This is a genomic window from Mucilaginibacter gotjawali, from assembly GCF_002355435.1.
Lineage (GTDB): Bacteria > Bacteroidota > Bacteroidia > Sphingobacteriales > Sphingobacteriaceae > Mucilaginibacter > Mucilaginibacter gotjawali.
The window spans coordinates 4096409-4117546 of sequence record NZ_AP017313.1 but is presented as its reverse complement, the minus strand read 5'-3'; the positions used below and the strand labels follow the sequence as shown (position 1 = coordinate 4117546).

The following is a 21138-nucleotide window of genomic DNA, read 5'->3' as shown; positions in this document are numbered from 1 at the left end:
AATATGATGATACAAATATAATATAATTTTTGCGTGTCCGTACACATTGGTTGAAAATTAACACACACACTAATATTATTAATCTGTATTGTATTTATAACTGGCTTGCATTCATTGTTTTAACTTCAAAAGGGGCCAATTTTACTGTAAACCTTTTTCCGCGATACATAGTCGACCCTGAGCCTGACTTTGCGTCAGAAAAACTGTACCCCGCAGTGTATCCACCAGGTAAGTCAAACACTTTTTTAACGTCTAAAATAAATGTTTTTGAATGAGATGTGGGGTTTCTCAGCGTAAGTACAGCTTTTTTATCGGCCCAGCCTGCATAACCATAAACTTCGCCCTTTAACGGGTCGCCACCTACCCAATGGATATCTGCCATTTGTTCAGCATGAGCCCGCGACCAATTTGCAGCATTACGTATGCAATCCCAATTGGCTGAATTTAATTTATGCGGATTAACATACAACTCCTGCAAGCCGGTACCTGTGCCAAAAAAAGCCCAGATCTCATCACTGATATTCTTGTCGTCCATTTCCAATGTTCCGGGCAATCCATTATCCGCAATGCAAACGCCGTGATACATAATGGAATTTAACGGAAATAAGGGCGCTCTTTTAACAATATTGGTATAAGCCTGCCCGTCTTTATAAGTGATCCATTGCTGGCGCTTCGGGCCTTCGCCGCCAAGCCCTGTATCTTCACCGGCCCGCCAGATCGCATCGCCATATTTTAACCAGTAAACAGATGGCCATGTGCCAACGGTTAAACTCAGGTAGAGGTCAGGCTTCTCATCACGCAACCCAGTAATCAGCTTTAAAAAAGCTTCGATATCTTTTTGATAAGTTATGCTGGCGCCACTTGCACCGTTACCCGCCCCAACACCATCAAACTTAAACATGCTGATATTGTAGTCTTTAATAAATGAGGTGGTTACAGCCCTGAATCGTTTATAATAATTAGGCCCCGTTAATGAAAATCCATTTTCATTGGTTTCAAAAGGCGGGTTTTGTGCCTTTCCGTAATTTATACGCTGTATTTTCGGCTCATCGTAACCTCCCCATGGTGAGATCCAAACTCCCAGTGTTGAACTGGCATCTTTAGTTGCTGCTGCTATTTTGCTGAAGCCACGAGGAAAACCTGTATTAAATTGCCATAAAGTTTTATTGTCGTCCCAGCCATCATCAAATAAAAATGCGGTAAGTTTTACTTTGCGTTTATCTACCAGGCTATCTTTAAACCCTTTTATACGGTCAAGACAAACCGAGTCGCTGAGTTTACGGTCATCCCACGAAATGTCAAACCATGAGTTGTAATGCAACATCTGGCGATAGGGCACTGCCCTTTCAAGCTCAATATAGCGTAAAAAGCCACGACGCATTTGATTGGGCGGCGTAATGCCCCATACTGATGAAATGGTAAGCGGAGCCGATTTATAAACAGCATTTAAACGCGGCAGGTAAATAGAAGTACTAAATTTATCAGCCATAGTTTGGCTCATCGGGTGCTCAATTGCGAAGAACATGTTGTTATGAACCAGCGGGGATCCATCCACGGTGCCTTCTTTTTAACACTTAACGACGATGGGAATTTTAGCAACGTAATCTTTGATATTTTTACGGAATCGGCAACGCTGAATGTAAATTCCTGGCGAAGGTAGTTGGCCCCGTTTAACAAAGTTGCTTCCCAATGAACTTTTAGTCCTGTTTTTGAATCTTCCAGATCCGCACTTAATTTTTTGCCGGACAATTTGCCCGCAAATTTTAGTGCGTTTTTATCACCGGTTATTTCTGATAATGATGCTTGGCCAACTAACGTAAATTCATTTGAATTGACGGTGTTGTTGCCCAGCAATAAAGAAAATAGTGGGCTGTTTGGAATTGACAGTAGTTGGTTGGTTTGTTTATCCTTAAAGCCGGTAATAACTAATTTACGACCGTTGGTAGCAAAACTCAAAGCGAGTACATTGTTTTCAAAAACGATGGTGCCGTTTGTGTTTTTGATAGCAGCAAGGCCGGGTTTTTTGCCCAGGTAACCAACCTGGGCAAAAGAAAAATTAAACCCGGCAATCAACCAAATTAAAACCAAATAAAGTTTTTTATGCATCTTATTAATTAAAAGGATTGTTATTGATATAATTTTCCCAGGCCCATGCTGAAGACAACATGCTGGTTAAATCATTTTCGGCTCTCCATCCCAATTCTTTTTCGGCCAGGCTCACATCCCCCCAAATTTTTACAATGTCGCCGTCGCGAGGTGGGCCAATACGATAGTTCAATTGTGTTCCGGTCACTTTTTCAAAAGTGCGGATAAGCTCCAGCACGGAATAACCCTGACCTGTGCCAATATTAAAAACCTCGAAAGCAGCATGAGCCTGCCCGGCTTCCATCCGCCTGATTGCAGCAACATGTGCCCTGGCCAAATCAACAACATGAATAAAATCCCTGATACAGCTGCCATCCGGCGTATCAAACTGGTCGCCGAAGACCGTTAGCTGCTCGCGTTTGCCGATAGCCGTTTGCGTGATATAGGGTACCAGGTTCTGCGGTACCCCATTCGGCAACTCCCCGATTAAAGCCGATGGATGGGCCCCCACAGGGTTAAAATACCTGAGCGCAATAACGCTTAAATCTTTTACTGCGTTGGCGGTTTCTTTTAATATTTCCTCACCGATTTGTTTCGTATTTCCATACGGAGATTCCGCTTTTTTTATGTCAGCAAGTTCTGTTACCGGTAATGTATCGGGTTCACCGTAAACGGTACATGATGAAGAGAAGACTAAATTCACAGGCTTACCGGCCAAAGCGTTAAGCAGGTTTACCAGCGCTAAAATATTGTTATCGTAATATAGCAGTGGCTTTTTTACAGATTCACTTACCGATTTGGAGGCAGCGAAATGTATAACGCCTTTTATATCCGGATGGATTTTTAATATTTCAGCTATTGCATTTTTATCGCGGAGATCCAATCTAAAAAATTCCGGTTTTTCCCCGGTGATGGACGCTATCTGCCCGAGTATCTTTATATCCGAGTTTGCTAAATTATCAACGATAATAACCTCGTAATCATTATTTTGTAATTCAACAACTGTGTGCGCACCTATGTAACCTGTGCCTCCTGTAACCAATATCTTTTTTCCCATTGCTATTTTATCGCGATAACACCTTGTAATTTATTGTAGCCGGTGTTTGATTCCCAGGTATTATTATTGGCCAATTGAATGCTGAAATTTGGGTTTGTATTCAGGGTAGGGGCGTTATCCGGCATATTTAGCAGGACATCATAATTGCCCGCAGTAATGCCCGCCGGCAATGCCAGGGTCTGTTGTAAATTTATAGTGCCGGTATACCATTTCCGGATATCAGTTTTAAAAGCAGCCACGAACACATTGCCTGATGTTTGATTACGGAGGATCAATTGTACCGGCCTTGGGTTGTATGGCGATGCGTAACCAATATTGGCAATGGTTAAATTTACACTGATGTTGCCCGATGCGCTGGCAGAGGTTGGGAATTCTGCTTTTCGCAATACAAACCGGTAGCCTAATTTTTGTTTGATGCTGTCCATACAACCGCCGGTTACCCAGTTATTATTCAGATCGAGGTTGTAAACAGCGTTCAGGAAACTGTAATGAAATCTTTCAAACTCTGATTTGGCTATGCCCGTGGGCTCGCATTCATTTTGCGGGGTGTAGCCATTGGTGCAGGTTTCGCCACCAACCGCAACATATTTGGTATCATACTTCTCGAAATTCCTTAAAGCTGTTGTAGCATCGGCTTCCGGGGTTGATGAGTTGCCATAGTCAAAATAAGTGCCCTCGTCATTAGTACCCGATAAAAAGCAATCGTTATGAAAGCCAATGCGGGCTTTATCCGTTTCAGTAAAGGCTTCCGCATCAGTCATCGCTGCAGAATTTACATTAGCGTTGATACCATATACATATCTTTCCTTGAGCTGCGGAATACGGACCTGCACCATCCGGTCAGCAGGCAACGCCGCCAAAAGCGCCTTTAACACATCAATGCGGTCCTGCCAGTTATTGTCCAATAGTTTGCCCTGTCCGTTGCTTGAGGCATCACCGAAATTATCGGTGTAGTAATTTTCTCCCCAAATGCCTATAAAACCAAGCTGCATACAAGCAATTACATCTGCATCCTTTTGCAGGTAGGGCTTTAACTGGCTGATATGATTCAATATCACCGCCTTTGTCGCATCACCATATGGGGTGCAGATTGATTGCTCGGGGCAAGTGCCACCGTGCGTAGTGTTGGTATAGATAAAACGCGGGATCAGTTTTACACCGGCGCTTCGCGCCGTGGCGCAGTCCTGATCGAATTTGGTTAAGAAGTCGGCCGAGATCGGCGAGGTAACAAAGCTATCCAGCACATATTCCACATAAACCAAACTGCAGGCTACTGTATAAGTTGCCCCCGGGATACTTTGATTGCCGCGGTAACCCGCAAGCAGGCTTGCGCTCAGCGGAATATAATTACTTGCGTGTATTTCGGCATATTGAAAAAAGCCTCTTTCGGGATTTACTATATCCTGGCTGCTTTCGGTATACGTTACAATTGCCGACGTATCAACAGGGGTTTTAACTACTGTTTCCTTTTTACTGCATGACGACAGCGCAAATAATAGCGCAGCAACTATGATTGAGTTTTTCATTTTGATTTTTTGTTGGTTAAAATTCGCGGGTAAGCCTTGTTCGTTATATTTTTATGAACACTTTATGCTTACTCAGGAAATAACACAGGTACCATTCAGCAAATAAGGTTACCAGTGCAGAAAATACGGCAATCAGGTTTGCCTGCAAGCCTGTAAAGCCCAGCAATCCCTTAACAAATATGCCTATGGCGTTGTTGAACCATTGTGCGCCTGCGGTTTCAAAAAACAGGTAAATAAAGATGGAGTTTACCCCCACCACTATACAAATCCATGCATATTTGTTTACGTGTTTTATATCGATTAACCAATACAGAAAAGCCAGGAGCAGCAATACCCATCCGCCTGATGCCAGCACAAAGGAGCTGGTGCTTATCCGCTTTATGATCGGGGTTATATTTGCAATATCCAGCCCAAAACCCAAGGCCAGCCCAACCAGGCCGGCAATTACCAGGTATTGGATCTTTTTCGTGGCCGGTTCTTTTGATATCAATAGTTTGCCCGCCAATACCCCCCAAATGGTGTGTGCCGCCGTTGGGATAATATTGATGGCAACCCACCCGTCGGTATTGATTTTCCCCATCAGCACGGTATCCATATAAGCCCCAAAGTTGTGAAACTCTGTATAAGGCCGATCAAACCCGGGCATTAATATATTGCGGTACAAAACATCAGTTATCACCAGCAGGGCTATTGAGAAACTTAACTGGAACCAAAACGATCTGTTGATGATCAGATAAGCGATAATGGTAGTAAACGATAACTGGGTAAGCACATTCCAAAGTTCAAAAACAAGTTTGCCTGCATAAACACAGTGTAAGCCTGTACCCAGTAAAAATAATTTTACCGACCGCAGCGCAATGTGTTTAAAGTTTTGCTGCCAGGTTATGCCTTTCGCCCGTTTTGAGTTATAGGAAATATACATGGCCGCCCCCGCCATTAGCATAAAGGCCGGCTGTACGCAGTCCCAAAAGTGGAGGCCATGCCACGGGTCATGAAAAAACTGGTTGATCAAGCCGTCGGCGGCACCTCCTAAATGCAGTGCGTGTAAATGCTCATATACCAGGCAGCTTTCGCCGGCCAGCAATATCATAATAAGCCCGCGCATCACATCTAAGGAGATGAGCCTGTTAGCCGATTTCGGAATAATGCTTTCCATTTATCAGGTATAAAACTTATTATTGGCTGATGTCAAGTGTTAAAGCAGTTTGGCCCTGTCCAGGCATCCAACCCACTTCACTCCAACCCGAATCACTAACAATTATACCGAAGGTCAACGCTTTGCCGCTTAACCCGCCAATTTTACTGCGGCTAAGTGACATCTCGAATTTTACAACTCCCTCTGCGTCCTGAACCGTACCTACAGTATAAAATTCAGCGATACTTAGTGCGTTAAAACTAAACGCGTTTTGTGCCCCTGTATGTTGATATTGAACCAATGCATCCGGGGCGCTAAGCATCGGGCCTTCCAGCAGGTAATCGTAACCCCCGCCCGGTATCTCGCCTGTAAGTAAACCAGTGGTGGCATCATTGTCAGTATCCATATAGAAGTCAAAAATGTTTCCTGCAGCTACCGTTCCTTTCATCTCCATGTAGATATAAACATTCTGGCTATCATAATCGAATTTAGCTTTCTGAACAATTCCGCCCAGGGCCCCGGTTGGTATAACCACGTTTGATATGGTATCCCAATCCTTTAATGAATTATCATTCAATAATATGGGTGAGCTTTTTGATACGTTGATGATGGTTGAACCATTTATAACCTGGCCGTTATTTAACGTCGCATACAAAGTGGCTACAAATTTCCCTTTTTTTGTATAGGTATGTACCGGATTGGCATCGGTTGAGCTGGTGCTGTCTCCAAAATCCCATCTGAATGCTTTTGCATCAGTAGTTTTGTTGGAAAAGGTAACTACGTAGCTTTTTACAACGTCTGTAAAAACCACATCTTTTACGGGTTGCTCCGGGTTCTTTTTACAGGCTTCAAATCCGGTAATAAATCCTGTCAGCAAGAAACAGCTTAATATAAACTTAAATTTTTTCATATCATTTTCATTAATAGCAATTGAATTATTTTACTGTTAATTATGGATTTTGAGTTGCCAGTGGATTAGATAATATCTCGGCTTGTGGTATATAATAAATGATTTTGGTACTGGTGTACGGGATGATCATATTAGGGTAGTTGGCAGGTGCAACACTTAAATTAATGTCGCTGGCTTGTAAGCCCTGCAAATGGTATCCCCAATAAGTTTTATCCATATTCATTTTGTTGCGGTAAACTGTGAAAGTACGGTCGGCTTCAAAAGCCAGTTCTAACCTTCTTTCCTTTAATACAACATCCAACAAAGTCGTATTTGAAGGTACGGTGCCGTTGTAAAGCGCACCGGATAATCCCCTGTTTTTCCTGATCATATCCACATCGGCAAGCGCGGCTGCTGTTTGGCCAAGTTTAGCTTCTGCCTCTGCCTTGTTCAGGTACATTTCTGACAGGCGGAACATTACCGGGGAGCTGAGCGTAGGACTGCCTCCCTGGAAGGAGAATTTGGTTACATAATAAATTGGAATGCCATTTTTGTACTGCTGTGTACCTGTTGAATCTACCAGGTCGACTATATAGGAGGAGCGGACGTCCGATGGATTTTGGGCATATAACGTACGTAAAGGCTGCGAAGCATATTCTTCACCCCAGCCGGAGTTGCCGTTTGAATAATATTGAGAAGCTATTGAACCAAATTTTCCGTAATCATCCAAAGTGGTAAACGCTATGCAAAATATTGTTTCAGGATTCGCCGGTGCATTTGAAAAGAGTGTTTTATAGGCATCTGCAGTTGATTCAGTAAAGTTCCCTGAATTAATAACCGCGTTGCTATAGGTGATGGTGCTTGTATTATCACCTTCGTATAATGAAACCCTTGATAATAAGGCCTCTGCAGCTTCCTTACTCGCATAGGTTTTTCCGCGCGGCGCGTTCATCAGCGATGCAGCTTTAATTCCATCAGCAATTATTTGTGCATAAACTTCTTTAACACTTGAACGCGCTTTTGATGACGGATCAGTGGTTGATGTTCTTAATATAATGCCGGGAGCATCGGGGTTTATGGTATAAGGCTCAGCAAAAAAGCGAACCAGGTTAAAGTGGCAGAAAGCTCTTAAAAAATAGCATTCGCCAATCAATTGCTGCTGCGCGGCCGTTGGGCTGCTTATTTTGCTTCCGGCCTCTATTACAGTATTTGCATCACTGATGATTTTGTAGGAAATGTACCAGAAATAACTTGCATTGGTTTGTGTAGGGGTAAAACCCAACGAAAAAGCAAGAAATAACGGGTCGGTAGTGATCTGGGCGCATACCACATCGTCTGACGCGAAGTCCGACATCTGGAAATACTGCCGCAGATACATATTATTATCATCTGTAGTGCCCTCAAAAGAAACATGATCCTTAAATAACGCATAAGCGCCATTTACGGCATTTAATAAGCCATCGGGTGTAGTTGTTAATGATGCCGTAGTTACAGCATTGGTAGGCAGGTCATTTTGTTTACAGCCTGTGCATATCAGCAGAGATAGCGCTGTTATATAAAATAATTTATTTTTCATCACCTGATCTTTTAAAATTTGATATTTATGTTCAATAAAAATTGACGATTGTCCGGGTATTTAAAATCGGCAACGCCAGGGGTAATAAAATTACCTGGTGTAATAGTTGTTGCCGGATCCTGGCCCAGGTAATGGGTAAAGGTGTATACATTGTCGGCGCTTACAGATACGTTTACATCGGATAATTTCAGCCGCTGCACGAAAGATTTGGGCAAGCTGTAGCCCAATGCAATATTTCTTATACTCAGGTAACTGCCGTCTTTCAAATACCTGGTTGACGGTGAGGTAGAGTTAGTGTTATTCTGAGGGCTTGGATCTGTCGCTATTTGACCCGGATGTGTCCATACGATAGTGCCTTTTGGCGCAACGATCTGGTTCAGATACGGTTCGCTGCCGTCATTTTGTACTTCGCTCAGATTTGCGTTATAAATTTTGTTACCGTATACAAAGTAAGTATTTACACGCAAGAAAAACTTCTTGTATTTAAACTCGTTGTTAAAACCTCCCTGGTATTTTGGTAGGGCCGAACCTTGTTCCTCCAAAGTTGCCAAAGCATAATTGGAAGTAACTGATTTAGAGGTTACATTGCCTTTGCTATCTTTAGTTTCAACTTCCCATTGGGGAGCGCCTGTTTGCGGGTTTACCCCTTCCCATTTTGGCATATAGAACTCGTACAGGTTACCATCATTACGGTAAATTTGCGAAACTGAACTGGCGCCTGTTGAAACAACTGTTGAAGGGAAACCCTGTAGTTTGTTGTTGTTAAAGCTGATGTTAAAATCGGTTGTCCACTGAAAATTAGCGCTTTTTATATTTACGCTATTGATAGCAAACTCCAACCCATTATTAAGTACCTGTCCTTTATTTTCCCATTTGGTTTCAAAGCCAACAGATAAGGGCTGGGCAACCTGCAATAACAGGTTTTTTGTAATATTGTGATAGGCATCAACCGTAATGTTAATGCGGTGGAATAAGCCTATATCGAAACCTGCATCCAGCTGGTGTTTACTTTCCCATGTTAAATTCGGGCTTTCCAATTGGTAAGGCGTGGCGCCTACAGATGAGTTATATTGTGTATTTAACGAGTACAAACCCAGGTATCTGCCTGCACCAATATCCTGTGTGCCGGTAATACCATAACTTACCCGCAATTTCAGATTGTCAATGGTGTGGCTATCCTTTAAAAAATCCTCATTACTTGCTAACCATCCTGCAGATATAGATGGGAAAGAGGCATAACGGTTAGATGGAGGAAATGCTGAAGATCCGTCTGTCCGGAAGGATCCGCTTAAAAAGTAGCGACCAAGGTAGCTGTAATTTACCTGTGAAAGATAAGATACGATTGATGGCGTATTATAATAGCCGTTTACCGTCTGCGTATTAGACACTACATCCAATACAGCCAGTCCGAGCGGCAATCCCTTACCGCTTGCACCCATATAATCATTTTCACTACCCTCAAACTCAACACCGGCTATTCCGTTCAATGCACTTTTGCCAAACTGAAAATTAAATTTCAGTAAGTTGGTGGAAATGCCACCATAGCTGAACGAACTTTGGTTATTTAAATACCCGGTGCCATGATAAAATCCTTCGACCGCGGGGCTGTAATAAGTTGAACTGTACCCGTAATATGCACTTAAACGGTTTGATGTATTAAATGATAACCAGGGGGTTATAGGCAAATCCAGCCCGAGGTCATAATTCACATCAAAATTTTTATAAGGATGGTTTGAGTTTTGGATGGTATTTATAGGGTTTGTTTTATCCCTTGACCACCATTTGAAAGTAGAGTTGCCATCAACATAAATCGCATTATGATTAGCATCATACGGGTTATCCCATGGCAAATTTAAGTAAGCGTAATAAATGTCATTATAATCATAGCTTTTCCCCAGCGTACCGCTAACATTAATGCTGTTGGTCATCGTGATCTTGTCGGTAAAGTGATAAACATCGTTTGTCCTTAAATTAACACGTTTAAAATCAGTGTTCATAAAGGTTCCGCCTTCGTTATAAAAAGTGGCGCCGAAGTAATATTCGTTCTTTGCCGTTTTACCTGATGTAGAAAAATGGTAATTTTGAATAGGGGCGCTTTTAAATAAGGTAGTTAACCAATTAGTATTGGTATTTAGTATTGATGCCGGCCGCTGCGATTGAAACTGAACCAAATCAATTACATAGCTGTTATTGGCAGCGCCCGGAATGTAATCACGAAACAACTGCTTTTGGTTTTGATACAACTCGCTGCTATTCATCATAACCATGGTGCCAAAATCAGGGGTTTTAAAACCTGTTGTGGCACTAAATTCATATTGCGTTTTATCGCCCTTAGCTTTTTTGGTAGTTACGATGATAACGCCGCCATTTGCCTGTGAACCATAAATGGCAGTAGCACCGGCATCTTTTAAAACTGTTACGCTTTCCACGTCATTAGGGTCATAATTGCCTCCAATTATGCCATCAACCACAAATAAAGGGCTTTGCGAGGCATTTACAGAGGATACCCCCCTGAGTCGGATTTCAGATGCGCTGCCGGGGGCACCTGATGAATTGACTACCTGCAAACCCGCAACTTTGCCTTGTAACATAGCGCCAATATCGTCGCTGGTTACATCTTTTAATTTATCTGCTGATACTACAGAAATAGCGCTTGTAAGGTTGCCTTTCTTTTGTTTGGCATAACCTGTAATTACAATCTCGCCTAATTGCTGGTTGTCCACCTGCATTACGATGGTTAAGTTGTTTTGCGATGCGGTTACATTAATGGTTTGAGCCGTGTAACCAATGGAGTGTGCCACTAAAGTAGCGGCGCCACTAATGTTTATGGAAAAGAAACCATCCGGGCCCGAAGCGACTGCGCTTTTAGTGTTGCCTTTTATTTCAATAACAACTCCGGGTAATGCTGAGCCATCTTTTTCAGTAACCTTTCCTTTTAACACCCGGCCCTGGGCAAAAAGGTTACAACAGCTCACTACCAACAAAAGAAAGAGTAAAAGTTTTTTCAAATTGAACATAGTTGTTTTTTTAAAAGAATGTTAACGGATAAGTGCATTTTAGTTTGTTTAATGTTAATTGCAAAAAAAAATAGGTGTCGCCGAATACGCAAAATTTAATTGTGTATATATCTCCATATACGTTCATTATTAAGTGTATTTGATCGCTAAAACAAATATATGTAATTTAATTGCGTGTTCGCACACATAGAAAATTATTTTTTTCGTAAAAAATGCATTTTTATTATTTTAATATTAAATTGATGTTAAAAAGGTAAAAAACTCAATAAAATTGTGATATTTATTGACAAATTGGTAATGTTTTAACTGTCATTTATCTTTAGGATCAATAAATCAGTCAAAGAATCAGTTAATGTCTTTTAAATGAACTGAATGGTGCCAAAAAATTCCGGCAAATGGAAATCAGGCAGAGGGCTGTCAACGCTGCTCCAGCTTAAAAAGTGCGGCTCAGGGAGATTGTCGCCGCATTTAAAGAAATTTACCCGTCCAATGCTGTCAGTTAACGGGTTAATATGATGGTGAACAAACAACGATAAAGGTATGCATAAAGCTAGCTCCCATTCTATATGGCCCTCTGCATCAGGTTCTGATGCCATTTTACCCAGACTTTTTATTTGAGAAATAGAGGCATTTTGCAGGAGGGTTCGATCCTGCTTGCCCGGGCCGTAACCGACAAGGGGGGTGCCCAGCCGGTTAAATTCTAAATTATAGTAATTCTTATCATCACCAAAGGCAATAAAAAATTCAACACAGGTATCTTCAAAAACAGGATCATTAATTTCGTGATATACTGCTGTGGTATATTTTTCAGTTACAAAGTATTTCAATAAAATGCTTTCGCTTGTATATGCAATAGCAAACGAAACATTTGGTTTATAGCCACTATTACTCCACAATAAGTTGTCAATGCTATGTCTTGTTGCTCCGTTTAAAAAAAAAGAGACATCTGTAATTGCAGTAGCGGCTGTAATTGTTGAAACAAAGGGAACACGGAGATACTTCATTTTGTAATTATAACGGCAAAAATAAAGTGCCGCCTAAGATGTTTTAATTAACAAATAAACCCTTATGCTTAGAAATTAGCAATAAACGGGTCCTTCTCATCCAAAAAATAATTCAGATTTTCTTTGGTTACAATATCTAAAGGAAGGTATTTAAGTATAGGTACTTCTTTTTTGAAAACCAGGTGTTCTGCCAGCTGGTAAATACCCCAATAACCTTGCCCTTTTGGGTTTTGGTTAATCAGAAAACTGATATTACCTTTCTCCAGGTAGTGTAAATTTGGTGGAATCAAGTCGTAACCTATAAGCTTGATGTGTGTAATATACTTTTGTTCCAAATATTTCGCTACGTCATATGCCTGCGAGGTGGTTACAAATATTTGTTTAAGATCAATGGTTTTCTCAAAAATCTCGTCCAACTTTTTTATAAAGCTGGATTGGCTGGATCTTTTAAGTTCAACTCTTAAAATATTATACTGATGCTCCAGGTTGTTTTGTACAAAATAATTCTTAAAGCCCTGTTCCTTTTTCACCAGGTGCTGCGCATTACTTAATTCTTCATCAATATGGGCTATTAAGATAGAGCAAGGGGAGGGCTGTCCGTAATGCACTAATTTTGCGGCCACCTGGCCACTTTGGTATGAATCCTGCCCTATGTAACTTAAAGGGTCATAATCCGCTATCTGGGTATTAAACAGGACGAAAGGAATTGCTTGTTCTTTCCACTTTTCAAAAAACATTAACGTTTCCTTATAATATATGGGTGAAAGCAAAATCCCGTCAGGCATTTTTTGGGTTATCTCATTGGCTTTGGCAACGTAGGAGTTTACGTCCTGGGGGTCAAAAACAAATTGTTCAACCGTTACACCATACTGCTTTAAGTCCTGTTCAGCTTTTTCGATCCCCAATTTAGGTGCAAGCCAAAAATTATCATAGTGATGATCGGGGAGGAGTGCGGCAAAGTAATACTGTCTTTTAGAACCGAGCATACGGGCCATCATATTCGGCTCGTAGTTAAGTTCTTTAACTATTTTTAATACACGCTCTTTTACATCGTCTGCTACCCGGCCACGGTTATGGATAACCCTATCTACTGTACCTGTTGACACGTTTGCTTTTAGTGCTATATCTTTAATTCGTACGGGCAAATTCGATGGAACAAGTTTTTTTTTCATTACTACAAGATGATGGATATCACACACAAATTAACGAAAAAATATCCTTTAGTCAGTTCAGCGGGGACAATGCGTTTACAATTGCTGAAAAAACTTCGATGCCATGGTGTTGAACGATTTATAACACTGTGGGTAGGAGGGTTATATACAGCGGTAAATGATCACTGTATTTTTTCGAAAACGGGGATTTGATCCAACGCTACCCCGAGGGTTTTTGTTGCCGGCCCTTCAAATACTTTCCCATTGGAATATTTCCACTTCCCTGCCGGGAAAATGATCTTTCTGCTGTTGCCTTTGTTTACCAGGGGGGCGATCATCAGTGCGTCACCTAACATAAACTGGTCCCTGACGGTATCCAGGCCCTGTCCAGGAAATTGATACGCCAGGTTTCGAATGACGGGTTCGCCGCTTAAGGCTGATCGTCTTACAGTTTTCATAATATATGGCGTATAAGCCATCCTTATATCCACTGCTTTTTTTACGGCTTTAAGATGAACGGAATCCAATATCCTCCATGGCGCTACAGAAAATTGCATCATGGGCATTAAGGCGCTGCACTGGGCGGATCTGACGACCAGATCCTGGTCGATTTTAGCCAGCCCGATAAATGAACCATATTCACCGCCGCCAATCATATCCGGGCAGGTAAACTGGTAACCAAGCAGCCCGGCTACAGTAATATCCGGTATCAGTTTTTGCAAATCTTCCCATGAGTGCTTTTTATCGCGCAATCGTTCAGCTAAGGGCTGCCCGCCTTTTTTCCACATAGCGCGGTACTCATTCAGCGGATAGGATAATCCAAAATCACCCCAAAGGGATGTTTGTTCGTTGGGTGACGCAGCTTTAAAGGATACCATATTTCCGGAGTAAAATTCCATGTCGCCCGCATCGAATTTAAAGCCATCCAGTTTATAGTTTGTAACCATGTTATGCAACTGATCACTATACCATTCCACTGCTTTAGGATTGGTAAAGTCCAATAAAGCGCTGTAGCCATTCCACCAGTGTATGATTGCAGCCTGGTCTGCTTTATCCCATGTAAGGGTTTTATCGCCTTTATTATCCATTAATAAAAGCTTTTTATCATTCAATGTTTGAAAGATTTCGGAGTCGGAGGAAATAAACGGCGATACCCATAGCATTACTTTAAACCCTAAAAGATGAAGCTGATCTATCATGGATGCCGGATCAGGAAACCTATCCTTTCTAAAGCTGAATTTACCATAATAATCGGCCCAGTGATCATCAATCATCAAAACACCTGCAGGGAAACCATTATCGATCACCTGGTGAGCGTACTTTAATATATCGGTTTGATTTTGATTATAGGCTAATTCAATCCAGGTATTATATTGCGGGCGGCTAAATAACAGGCTGTCGGGCATTTTACCGCCCGGTGCAAAGTTTTTCTTACTTGCCAGCTTAAATGCATCCGAAAGGGATGTCCCAGCGTTTACAACCACCACGCTATCTAGGGCTTTGTCAATGATCAGCTGTCCATTACTGAAGCTGAATTCAAACGGCTGATCACTCCAGATAAAACGGCCATTGGTGGATAATAATAAAGGCGCCGCCTGGTTGCCTTTATTATTGCCGTAAAGATTTAATTTATACCCGTCAGTAAATGGCATTACAAAACCATCATCAACAGTTCCGCCAAACCACTTTTCGCCCTTGTTGATTTTTATAATTCGTTTAGGCTTATAATTTGAACTTTGTGAAAATGTGGTATTATACAGAAATAAAAATAAGATGATTATTAACAGTTTTCTTTCCATTTGCAGGTATTTGACGATTTGAAATCAAATATAAAAAAAATGCGTGTGCGAGCACATAATAATAAAACAAAAGTGGCGCGCAGAGCACGGCAGGAAACCCGTATGGTAAATGGTCACATTGAAACCATCGCTTTTATCACGCCATTTTCCGGTCTCAGCCAGCTTTCAAATTCATCTTTTACCTGGTCAAAATCAGCACGGTGGGTAATATAGGTTGACGGGTCAACCATTCCTTTCTTCAAACAATCAATAACATGTTCAAAATCCGGGCGCAGTGCATTCCTGCTGCTCATTAATGTTCCTTCCCGTTTGTGGAATTCAGGATGGCTGAAGCTGATATCGCCTTTCTGCAACCCTATCAAAACATACCTGGCGCCATGGGCCATATATTGAAACGCATTATTAATTGCTTTAAGGTTCCCCGTTGCATCAATCACTACAGTTGGCATGTCGCCATTCGTAATTTCCATTAACTGCTGTAATACGGTATTTGAAAGCGCATTTATGGCATGATCGACCTTGATTTTTTCTTTACAAAACTTAAGGCGTGCCTCATTAATATCTAATGCAATTACTTTTGCCCCGGCAATACGGGCAAACTCCATCGTGCCTAAACCTATCGGGCCGGCGCCAATTACCAATACAAACTCGCCCGGCTTAATATTGGCGCGTTTTATTCCATGGGCACCAATAGCCAATGGTTCAATCAATGCCAGTTCATCAACACCAAGCCCGTCTCCATGTATCAGCGATGGTGATGGTACCATCAGGTATTCAGCCATACCCCCATCAATGTGTACACCACAAACTTTAATATTTACACAAAAATTAGGGCCGCCCGAGCGGCAGGCAATACAATTGCCGCAATTAAAATAAGGTATAAATGTTACCTTTTCACCCAGTGTAAAACCTGGTGCATTATTAAAAGCTACCAAATCACCAGCCAACTCATGGCCTAAAACACGGGGGTATTCAAAATAAGGCTGTGTGCCTTCAAATGCATGCAAATCAGTTCCACAGATCCCTATTCTCCTGATCTTTATAATCGCATGGTCTTCTTTCAAAACCGGCGCGTCCCGTTCCTCAAATTCAAACCTTCCGGGTTCAACGCATACCAATGTTTTCATTTATCTGCTTTAATTTATGGGTAATGATGATGGCCGCGCCCGCAAAAGAGCACCACCCCTTACCGGCGTTTTATTCAGCGATTAACTAATAGCGCCATTGATTTTAAGTACAATAGCATGTTTGCACGGTTGCTCTGCGGGCATTTTTACTTTTAGCCCTTCCTGTGTTTGCGACCATTCCAATTTTCCATTATAACCAAGTAAGGTTACACCATCTATTTTACGGCCGCTCAGCTGCGCTGATTGGGTGGCCAGGGATTTAATAACTGCATCCTTTTCGCCTGGCCAGCCCAATACAATTGCGTACAAGGTATTTCCGTTTATAGTAAAACGGACATCCTCTGCACCAAATGGTTTACCCTTTCCCTCGTTAAAGCCTTGCGCACTTAATTGTGCACTTGATTCCATAGCGGGGCCTTCACCAAATACCTTCCATGGGCGGCTGCCAAAAATACATTCCTTATTCACCTGTATCCAACCGGTAATTTCGTCAACAACAGCACGTTCATCGGCATCAATGGTGCCATCGCCCCTAACGGGGATATTTAAAAGCAGGTTGCCGTTTTTGCTCACCACATCGGCAAGGGTATGAACAACTGTTTTACCGCTTTTATACCCATGCTGTTCAAAAATCCTGCGGTCGTAATGCCAGCCGCCAATACAGGTATCAGTTTGCCAGGGTAAAGGCTCAATCTGGTTGCTTTGTCCCCGCTCAATGTCCCAAACCATGCACTTGCGCTGTTTTTCATCCAGGATCTTCCCGGTAAGCACCGCCCGAAGATCTCCATGCCTTTTAATGCTGGAGTTATAGAAATGCGAGGCAATGCGCAAGCCAGCATCACTTACAGGCCACAGTGGCAATGCGGTATCATCAAAATACAAAAGTTCGGGCTCGTATTTTTCAATAAGATCGATGGTGCGTTTATAAAATTTTTCGCAATAAGCTTTTGAAGGTTGATTTGCACCGTGGCTCCAGTCCCATTGTTCGCCAATTGAGTTGTCATCCAGGCTGTTCAGGCTCAAAGGATGGTTTTGTTCATATAATTCCTGCGGATCATAACCATCCCACCATTTACCCTTGCCATCTGCTGCCGTCATCTTGCCATCGTAAGGAATGCCGGCGTAAGTCCCGGTTTTATCCGACCGCTGTGCCGTTTCATACCATCGCCAGGCGTGACTCGCATGAACACTGACACCAAAAGGCAGGCCATTTTTTTTAGCCGCTTTTGCCCAGCCGCCAATCAGGTCTTTTCCGGGCCCGATCCGGGTTGAGTTCCATTTCTGATATTTACTATCGTAAAGGTCAAAATTGTCGTGATGATTGGCTAAAGCAACAAAATATTGCGCACCCGCTTTTTTATAAAGCTCAACCAATCCTTCAGGGTCCCAGTTTTCGGCTTTCCATTCATGGATCACGTCTTTAAAGCCAAATTTTGAAGGATGCCCGTATTTTTCGCAGTGAAATTTGTACTGATCGCTGCCTTCCTGGTACATACCGCGCCCATACCAGTCGCCCCGCTCAGGCTGGCATTGGGGGCCCCAATGAGCCCAGATACCAAATTTGGCATCCCTGAACCAATCCGGCACCTTGTACTTTGATAACGACTCCCAATTTGGCTGAAACGGGCCCGGCGCCAAACCGGGATTGGATGTTGAACTAAAATAATTACCCGCATATACCCTGGAAAGGTATAATGATGACAATCCTGTCGCCAGCCCCTTAATAACTGTTCTTCTTTTCATTCAATCACACGGTAAATAGTTTTTAATTTATTTTGATTTCAGCCTTTCATTTGCACGCAAAAAGAGAATAAGCAAAACAATTGGCTTTAGCTATTTTCATTCTTTTCAGGTTATAATTAATGTGATATTTTATATCTTCTTATCCTTTGGTATTAAATTATGATTGGATATTTTGCACATTCGCAGCTGTCAAAGTTATGTTAAAGTGGAAACTTTCACGTAGTTATAAACACACGGTGTTGTGAATGATTTAAACATATCAAAATGAAAGAAGATATTTCGGACCGGCTGAAATACGACCCGTCAAATGTGAGACAGATTTTTCCTGATATTAACCTCAGGCTGCATTGCTGTCATTATTGGATGATCATGGAGTGGGAATGTACTAATCTGGCTTCTCCTTTCTGGCGACTCTATTACAATACCATGGGTGATGCTGCAGTTAGCTATAATGGAGTTAACACAGTTCTCCATAAAGAGCAAATTCTGATAATTCCACCAAATACACCATTCTCGACAAGGTTGAAAGGCAATATTGAAAACGGAATAAATGAAAGGCATTACCGGCGAAAAATAGTCAGCCGGGCCGAATTGCCGAACGGAATCATGTCTGATCACTTGTTTATACACTTTAATCTTGGGCTACCTTATGATTTGCTTCAACCGGCTATCTATACATTCAAGGTGAGGGAAAGAGAAAATAAATTATTGGACGAAATAAAGGAATACTGCATTAAAGGTGACGATACATTTGATTTTACGGTGTGTGCCGCCATCAACGGCCTTATCTTATGCTTACTCGACGAAATTCCCAGAAACCGGTGGCAAGTGCAAATTGTTGACAAAAGGGTATCAAATGCATTAGCTTTTATCGAACAGCACCTGGGAGAACGATTACCCAACAAGCTATTTGCGGATAAGGCCAACATGGTCGAAAACTCGTTTGCCCGCCTCTTTAAAGAATTTACAGGGTTTTCGATTCAGCAGTATATTAAACGGAAAAGGATTGATAAGTCTGTTATATTATTGCAGCACACCGATGCCGGTATTGCGCAAATCTCAGGTGAATGTGGTTTTTCAGACCGGCATCATTTCTCAAGAGTATTTAAAGAAATTAAGGGAACTACGCCAGCTTTGTACAAACGGCAGGTTATATTTTGAATTTGTCATCCAAGATGATCGCCATCCATTTGCGGTTTAAGCGTTATAGGCTTCACTATAAATATTCGGTCAATTCAATCTTTTAAACTGTTAAGTCGCGCAATAGACCTATTATAAAAGAGTGAGACAGAAATATGCCTTTTTACGCAAAAAAGGTCATTTTCGCTTGAAAATGACCTTTTGAATTTTTGTGGTATCAGCTGGGATCGAACCAGCGACACAAGGATTTTCAGTCCTTTGCTCTACCGACTGAGCTATGATACCGTCCGTTTCGGGATTGCAAATGTAGCGTTTTTTTTATTTTACCTTAATTTTTTTTGAAAAAAGATTCAAGACGTTGAAATGTTGTAAGGTTGGAATGTTGTAAGGTTAAAATATCCGATCATTATAAAAAGACTATTTATCTGTAATTGGTTCGTTTGTAATCGATTATGTCGCTATACAACTTTTCAACCTTAAAACTTTTCAACCTTAAAACTTTTCAACTATATTTGAAAAATACTATGCACGCATAATGATTGCACAGATTCTTTTTATCATCATCCTTGCCGCCGCCATTTACCTGTTCAGCAAAAATGCCGGTAAAATAAGGCGCAATATTCTTTTGGGTAAAGACACCGACCGCTCGGACAACCCCGCGCTGCGCTGGAAAACGATGGCTAAAATAGCCCTTGGTCAAACCAAAATGGTGAAACGGCCGCTTGCTGCCGTAATGCACTTTTTCATCTACGCAGGCTTTATTATTATCAACCTTGAGGTGTTGGAGATCATGATCGACGGCGTATTTGGGTCGCACCGCATCTTTTCAAAGCCCCTGGGCAGCCTTTATGATTTACTTATCGGCGGTTTTGAATTTTTGGCGCTGTTGGTACTTGTTGCCTGTATTACTTTCCTGTCACGGCGTAACATTGCCCGTTTAAAGCGCTTTAGCGGCGTTGAGATGACCGAATGGCCACGATCCGACGCCAACTATATCCTCATCATCGAAATACTGTTAATGACCGCATTTTTAACGATGAACGCTGCCGACCACAAGTTGCAGCTGCTAAATTTTGGTCATTATATCAAAGCGGGTAGTTTTCCTGTTAGTTCGTTTATTGCACCTATGCTGCCTGATGGCGCAAGTTCGCTTGAGATGATAGAACGTGGTTGCTGGTGGTTCCACATCGTCGGGATCCTCGCGTTTTTAAATTATTTGCCGTATTCCAAGCATTTTCATATCCTGCTGGCTTTCCCGAATACGTATTATTCAAACCTGCATCCGAAAGGACAGTTGACCAATATGGCCTCGGTTACCAATGAGGTAAAAGCCATGCTTGATCCTTCATTTGTGCCCGAAACAGCCGGCGAGCCAGGAAGATTCGGCGCCAAAGATGTAACAGACCTTACCTGGAAAAACCTGATGGAGGCTTATACCTGTACGGAATGCGGCAGGTGTACCTCGGTTTGCCCGGCGAATATAACGGGGAAGTTACTGTCGCCCCGCAAGATCATGATGGATACCCGCGACAGGATCACTGAAGTGGGCAACAACATAGATAAACACGGCAAGGATTTTAAGGACGATAAATCACTTCTGGATAATTATATCACCCGCGAAGAATTATGGGCCTGTACCACCTGCAATGCCTGTACCGATGCCTGCCCGGTAAATATTAACCCGTTGGAAATTATTATCGAAATGCGCCGCTATGTGGTGATGGAAGAGTCGCAGGCCCCGGCTAGTTTAAACAATATGTTCAGCAACGTTGAAAACAACGGCGCACCCTGGAAGTACAGCAGTGCGGATAGGTTGAATTGGAAGGAAAATATTTAAGACCATAGTCCATGGTCGATAGTCCATGGCAAAAATTTAGAAGTTAGAGAAA

The 21138-nt window shown here is 42.0% G+C and carries 15 protein-coding genes and 1 tRNA gene; 2 read left to right on the top strand and 14 right to left on the bottom strand.

Translation table 11 applies throughout. From position 1 onward, the window contains the following. Window positions 1-94: 94 nt before the first annotated feature. The 13 genes from MgSA37_RS18205 to MgSA37_RS18145 all read right to left on the bottom strand — a co-directional run bounded on the left by MgSA37_RS18205 (window position 95) and on the right by MgSA37_RS18145 (window position 18109). The gene (locus MgSA37_RS18205; RefSeq protein ID WP_172885343.1) at window positions 95-1525 is read right to left on the bottom strand and encodes an alpha-galactosidase; all 1431 of its coding nucleotides are present in this window, start codon (window positions 1523-1525) and stop codon (window positions 95-97) included. Beyond that, complete coding sequence (locus MgSA37_RS18200; protein WP_096353926.1) at window positions 1498-2106, bottom strand: hypothetical protein; 609 nt, start codon at window positions 2104-2106, stop codon at window positions 1498-1500. The genes MgSA37_RS18205 and MgSA37_RS18200 overlap by 28 nt, the downstream gene beginning before the upstream one ends. Window positions 2107-2110: 4 nt before the next feature. Continuing rightward, on the bottom strand, window positions 2111-3142 hold the full coding sequence (galE, locus tag MgSA37_RS18195) for a UDP-glucose 4-epimerase GalE (protein ID WP_096353924.1): 1032 nt from the start codon (window positions 3140-3142) through the stop codon (window positions 2111-2113). 2 nt (window positions 3143-3144) lie between these two features. Further along, entirely contained in the window at window positions 3145-4668 is a 1524-nt protein-coding gene (locus tag MgSA37_RS18190; protein WP_096353923.1) for a DUF4832 domain-containing protein, read from the bottom strand. 43 nt (window positions 4669-4711) lie between these two features. Beyond that, window positions 4712-5824 carry an acyltransferase family protein gene (locus tag MgSA37_RS18185; protein ID WP_096353921.1) on the bottom strand — a complete coding sequence of 371 codons (1113 nt, stop codon included), beginning with the start codon at window positions 5822-5824 and terminating at the stop codon, window positions 4712-4714. 19 nt (window positions 5825-5843) lie between these two features. Further along, on the bottom strand, window positions 5844-6713 hold the full coding sequence (locus tag MgSA37_RS18180) for a PKD domain-containing protein (protein WP_096353920.1): 870 nt from the start codon (window positions 6711-6713) through the stop codon (window positions 5844-5846). A 40-nt stretch (window positions 6714-6753) separates the two neighbouring features. Continuing rightward, the gene (locus tag MgSA37_RS18175; protein ID WP_096353918.1) at window positions 6754-8268 is read right to left on the bottom strand and encodes a RagB/SusD family nutrient uptake outer membrane protein; all 1515 of its coding nucleotides are present in this window, start codon (window positions 8266-8268) and stop codon (window positions 6754-6756) included. Window positions 8269-8279: 11 nt separating this feature from the next. Further along, entirely contained in the window at window positions 8280-11285 is a 3006-nt protein-coding gene (locus MgSA37_RS18170; RefSeq protein ID WP_096353917.1) for a SusC/RagA family TonB-linked outer membrane protein, read from the bottom strand. 359 nt (window positions 11286-11644) lie between these two features. After that, entirely contained in the window at window positions 11645-12289 is a 645-nt protein-coding gene (locus MgSA37_RS18165; RefSeq protein ID WP_096353915.1) for a carbohydrate-binding family 9-like protein, read from the bottom strand. Between the two features lie 68 nt (window positions 12290-12357). Next, on the bottom strand, window positions 12358-13461 hold the full coding sequence (locus MgSA37_RS18160) for a substrate-binding domain-containing protein (RefSeq protein ID WP_096353914.1): 1104 nt from the start codon (window positions 13459-13461) through the stop codon (window positions 12358-12360). A 161-nt stretch (window positions 13462-13622) separates the two neighbouring features. Further along, window positions 13623-15239 (bottom strand): glycoside hydrolase family 31 protein, encoded by a 1617-nt coding sequence (locus tag MgSA37_RS18155; RefSeq protein WP_096353912.1) that lies wholly within the window; start codon window positions 15237-15239, stop codon window positions 13623-13625. A gap of 113 nt (window positions 15240-15352) precedes the next feature. Then, entirely contained in the window at window positions 15353-16366 is a 1014-nt protein-coding gene (locus MgSA37_RS18150; RefSeq protein ID WP_096353910.1) for a zinc-binding alcohol dehydrogenase family protein, read from the bottom strand. Between the two features lie 81 nt (window positions 16367-16447). Beyond that, a complete protein-coding gene (locus MgSA37_RS18145) occupies window positions 16448-18109 on the bottom strand; it encodes an alpha-L-fucosidase (protein WP_096353908.1) in 1662 nt (553 codons plus the stop codon). A gap of 426 nt (window positions 18110-18535) precedes the next feature. On the opposite strand from MgSA37_RS18145, the gene MgSA37_RS18140 reads away from it, so the two are divergent. After that, a complete protein-coding gene (locus tag MgSA37_RS18140) occupies window positions 18536-19270 on the top strand; it encodes a helix-turn-helix domain-containing protein (protein WP_172885342.1) in 735 nt (244 codons plus the stop codon). A gap of 191 nt (window positions 19271-19461) precedes the next feature. Here MgSA37_RS18140 and MgSA37_RS18135 read toward each other — a convergent pair. Beyond that, window positions 19462-19534 (bottom strand) — tRNA-Phe (locus MgSA37_RS18135). Between the two features lie 250 nt (window positions 19535-19784). Between MgSA37_RS18135 and MgSA37_RS18130 the strand changes: the two genes are divergently transcribed. After that, window positions 19785-21086 (top strand): (Fe-S)-binding protein, encoded by a 1302-nt coding sequence (locus MgSA37_RS18130; RefSeq protein WP_096353905.1) that lies wholly within the window; start codon window positions 19785-19787, stop codon window positions 21084-21086. The last annotated feature ends 52 nt before the right edge of the window (window positions 21087-21138 follow it).

Coding starts and splice junctions, on each gene's coding strand:
- MgSA37_RS18205 (WP_172885343.1), bottom strand. CDS start 1,525: ATGTTCTTCGCAATTGAGCACCCGATGAGCCAAACTATGGCTGATAAA.
- MgSA37_RS18200 (WP_096353926.1), bottom strand. CDS start 2,106: ATGCATAAAAAACTTTATTTGGTTTTAATTTGGTTGATTGCCGGGTTT.
- galE (WP_096353924.1), bottom strand. CDS start 3,142: ATGGGAAAAAAGATATTGGTTACAGGAGGCACAGGTTACATAGGTGCG.
- MgSA37_RS18190 (WP_096353923.1), bottom strand. CDS start 4,668: ATGAAAAACTCAATCATAGTTGCTGCGCTATTATTTGCGCTGTCGTCA.
- MgSA37_RS18185 (WP_096353921.1), bottom strand. CDS start 5,824: ATGGAAAGCATTATTCCGAAATCGGCTAACAGGCTCATCTCCTTAGAT.
- MgSA37_RS18180 (WP_096353920.1), bottom strand. CDS start 6,713: ATGAAAAAATTTAAGTTTATATTAAGCTGTTTCTTGCTGACAGGATTT.
- MgSA37_RS18175 (WP_096353918.1), bottom strand. CDS start 8,268: ATGAAAAATAAATTATTTTATATAACAGCGCTATCTCTGCTGATATGC.
- MgSA37_RS18170 (WP_096353917.1), bottom strand. CDS start 11,285: ATGTTCAATTTGAAAAAACTTTTACTCTTTCTTTTGTTGGTAGTGAGC.
- MgSA37_RS18165 (WP_096353915.1), bottom strand. CDS start 12,289: ATGAAGTATCTCCGTGTTCCCTTTGTTTCAACAATTACAGCCGCTACT.
- MgSA37_RS18160 (WP_096353914.1), bottom strand. CDS start 13,461: ATGAAAAAAAAACTTGTTCCATCGAATTTGCCCGTACGAATTAAAGAT.
- MgSA37_RS18155 (WP_096353912.1), bottom strand. CDS start 15,239: ATGGAAAGAAAACTGTTAATAATCATCTTATTTTTATTTCTGTATAAT.
- MgSA37_RS18150 (WP_096353910.1), bottom strand. CDS start 16,366: ATGAAAACATTGGTATGCGTTGAACCCGGAAGGTTTGAATTTGAGGAA.
- MgSA37_RS18145 (WP_096353908.1), bottom strand. CDS start 18,109: ATGAAAAGAAGAACAGTTATTAAGGGGCTGGCGACAGGATTGTCATCA.
- MgSA37_RS18140 (WP_172885342.1), top strand. CDS start 18,536: ATGGGTGATGCTGCAGTTAGCTATAATGGAGTTAACACAGTTCTCCAT.
- MgSA37_RS18130 (WP_096353905.1), top strand. CDS start 19,785: ATGATTGCACAGATTCTTTTTATCATCATCCTTGCCGCCGCCATTTAC.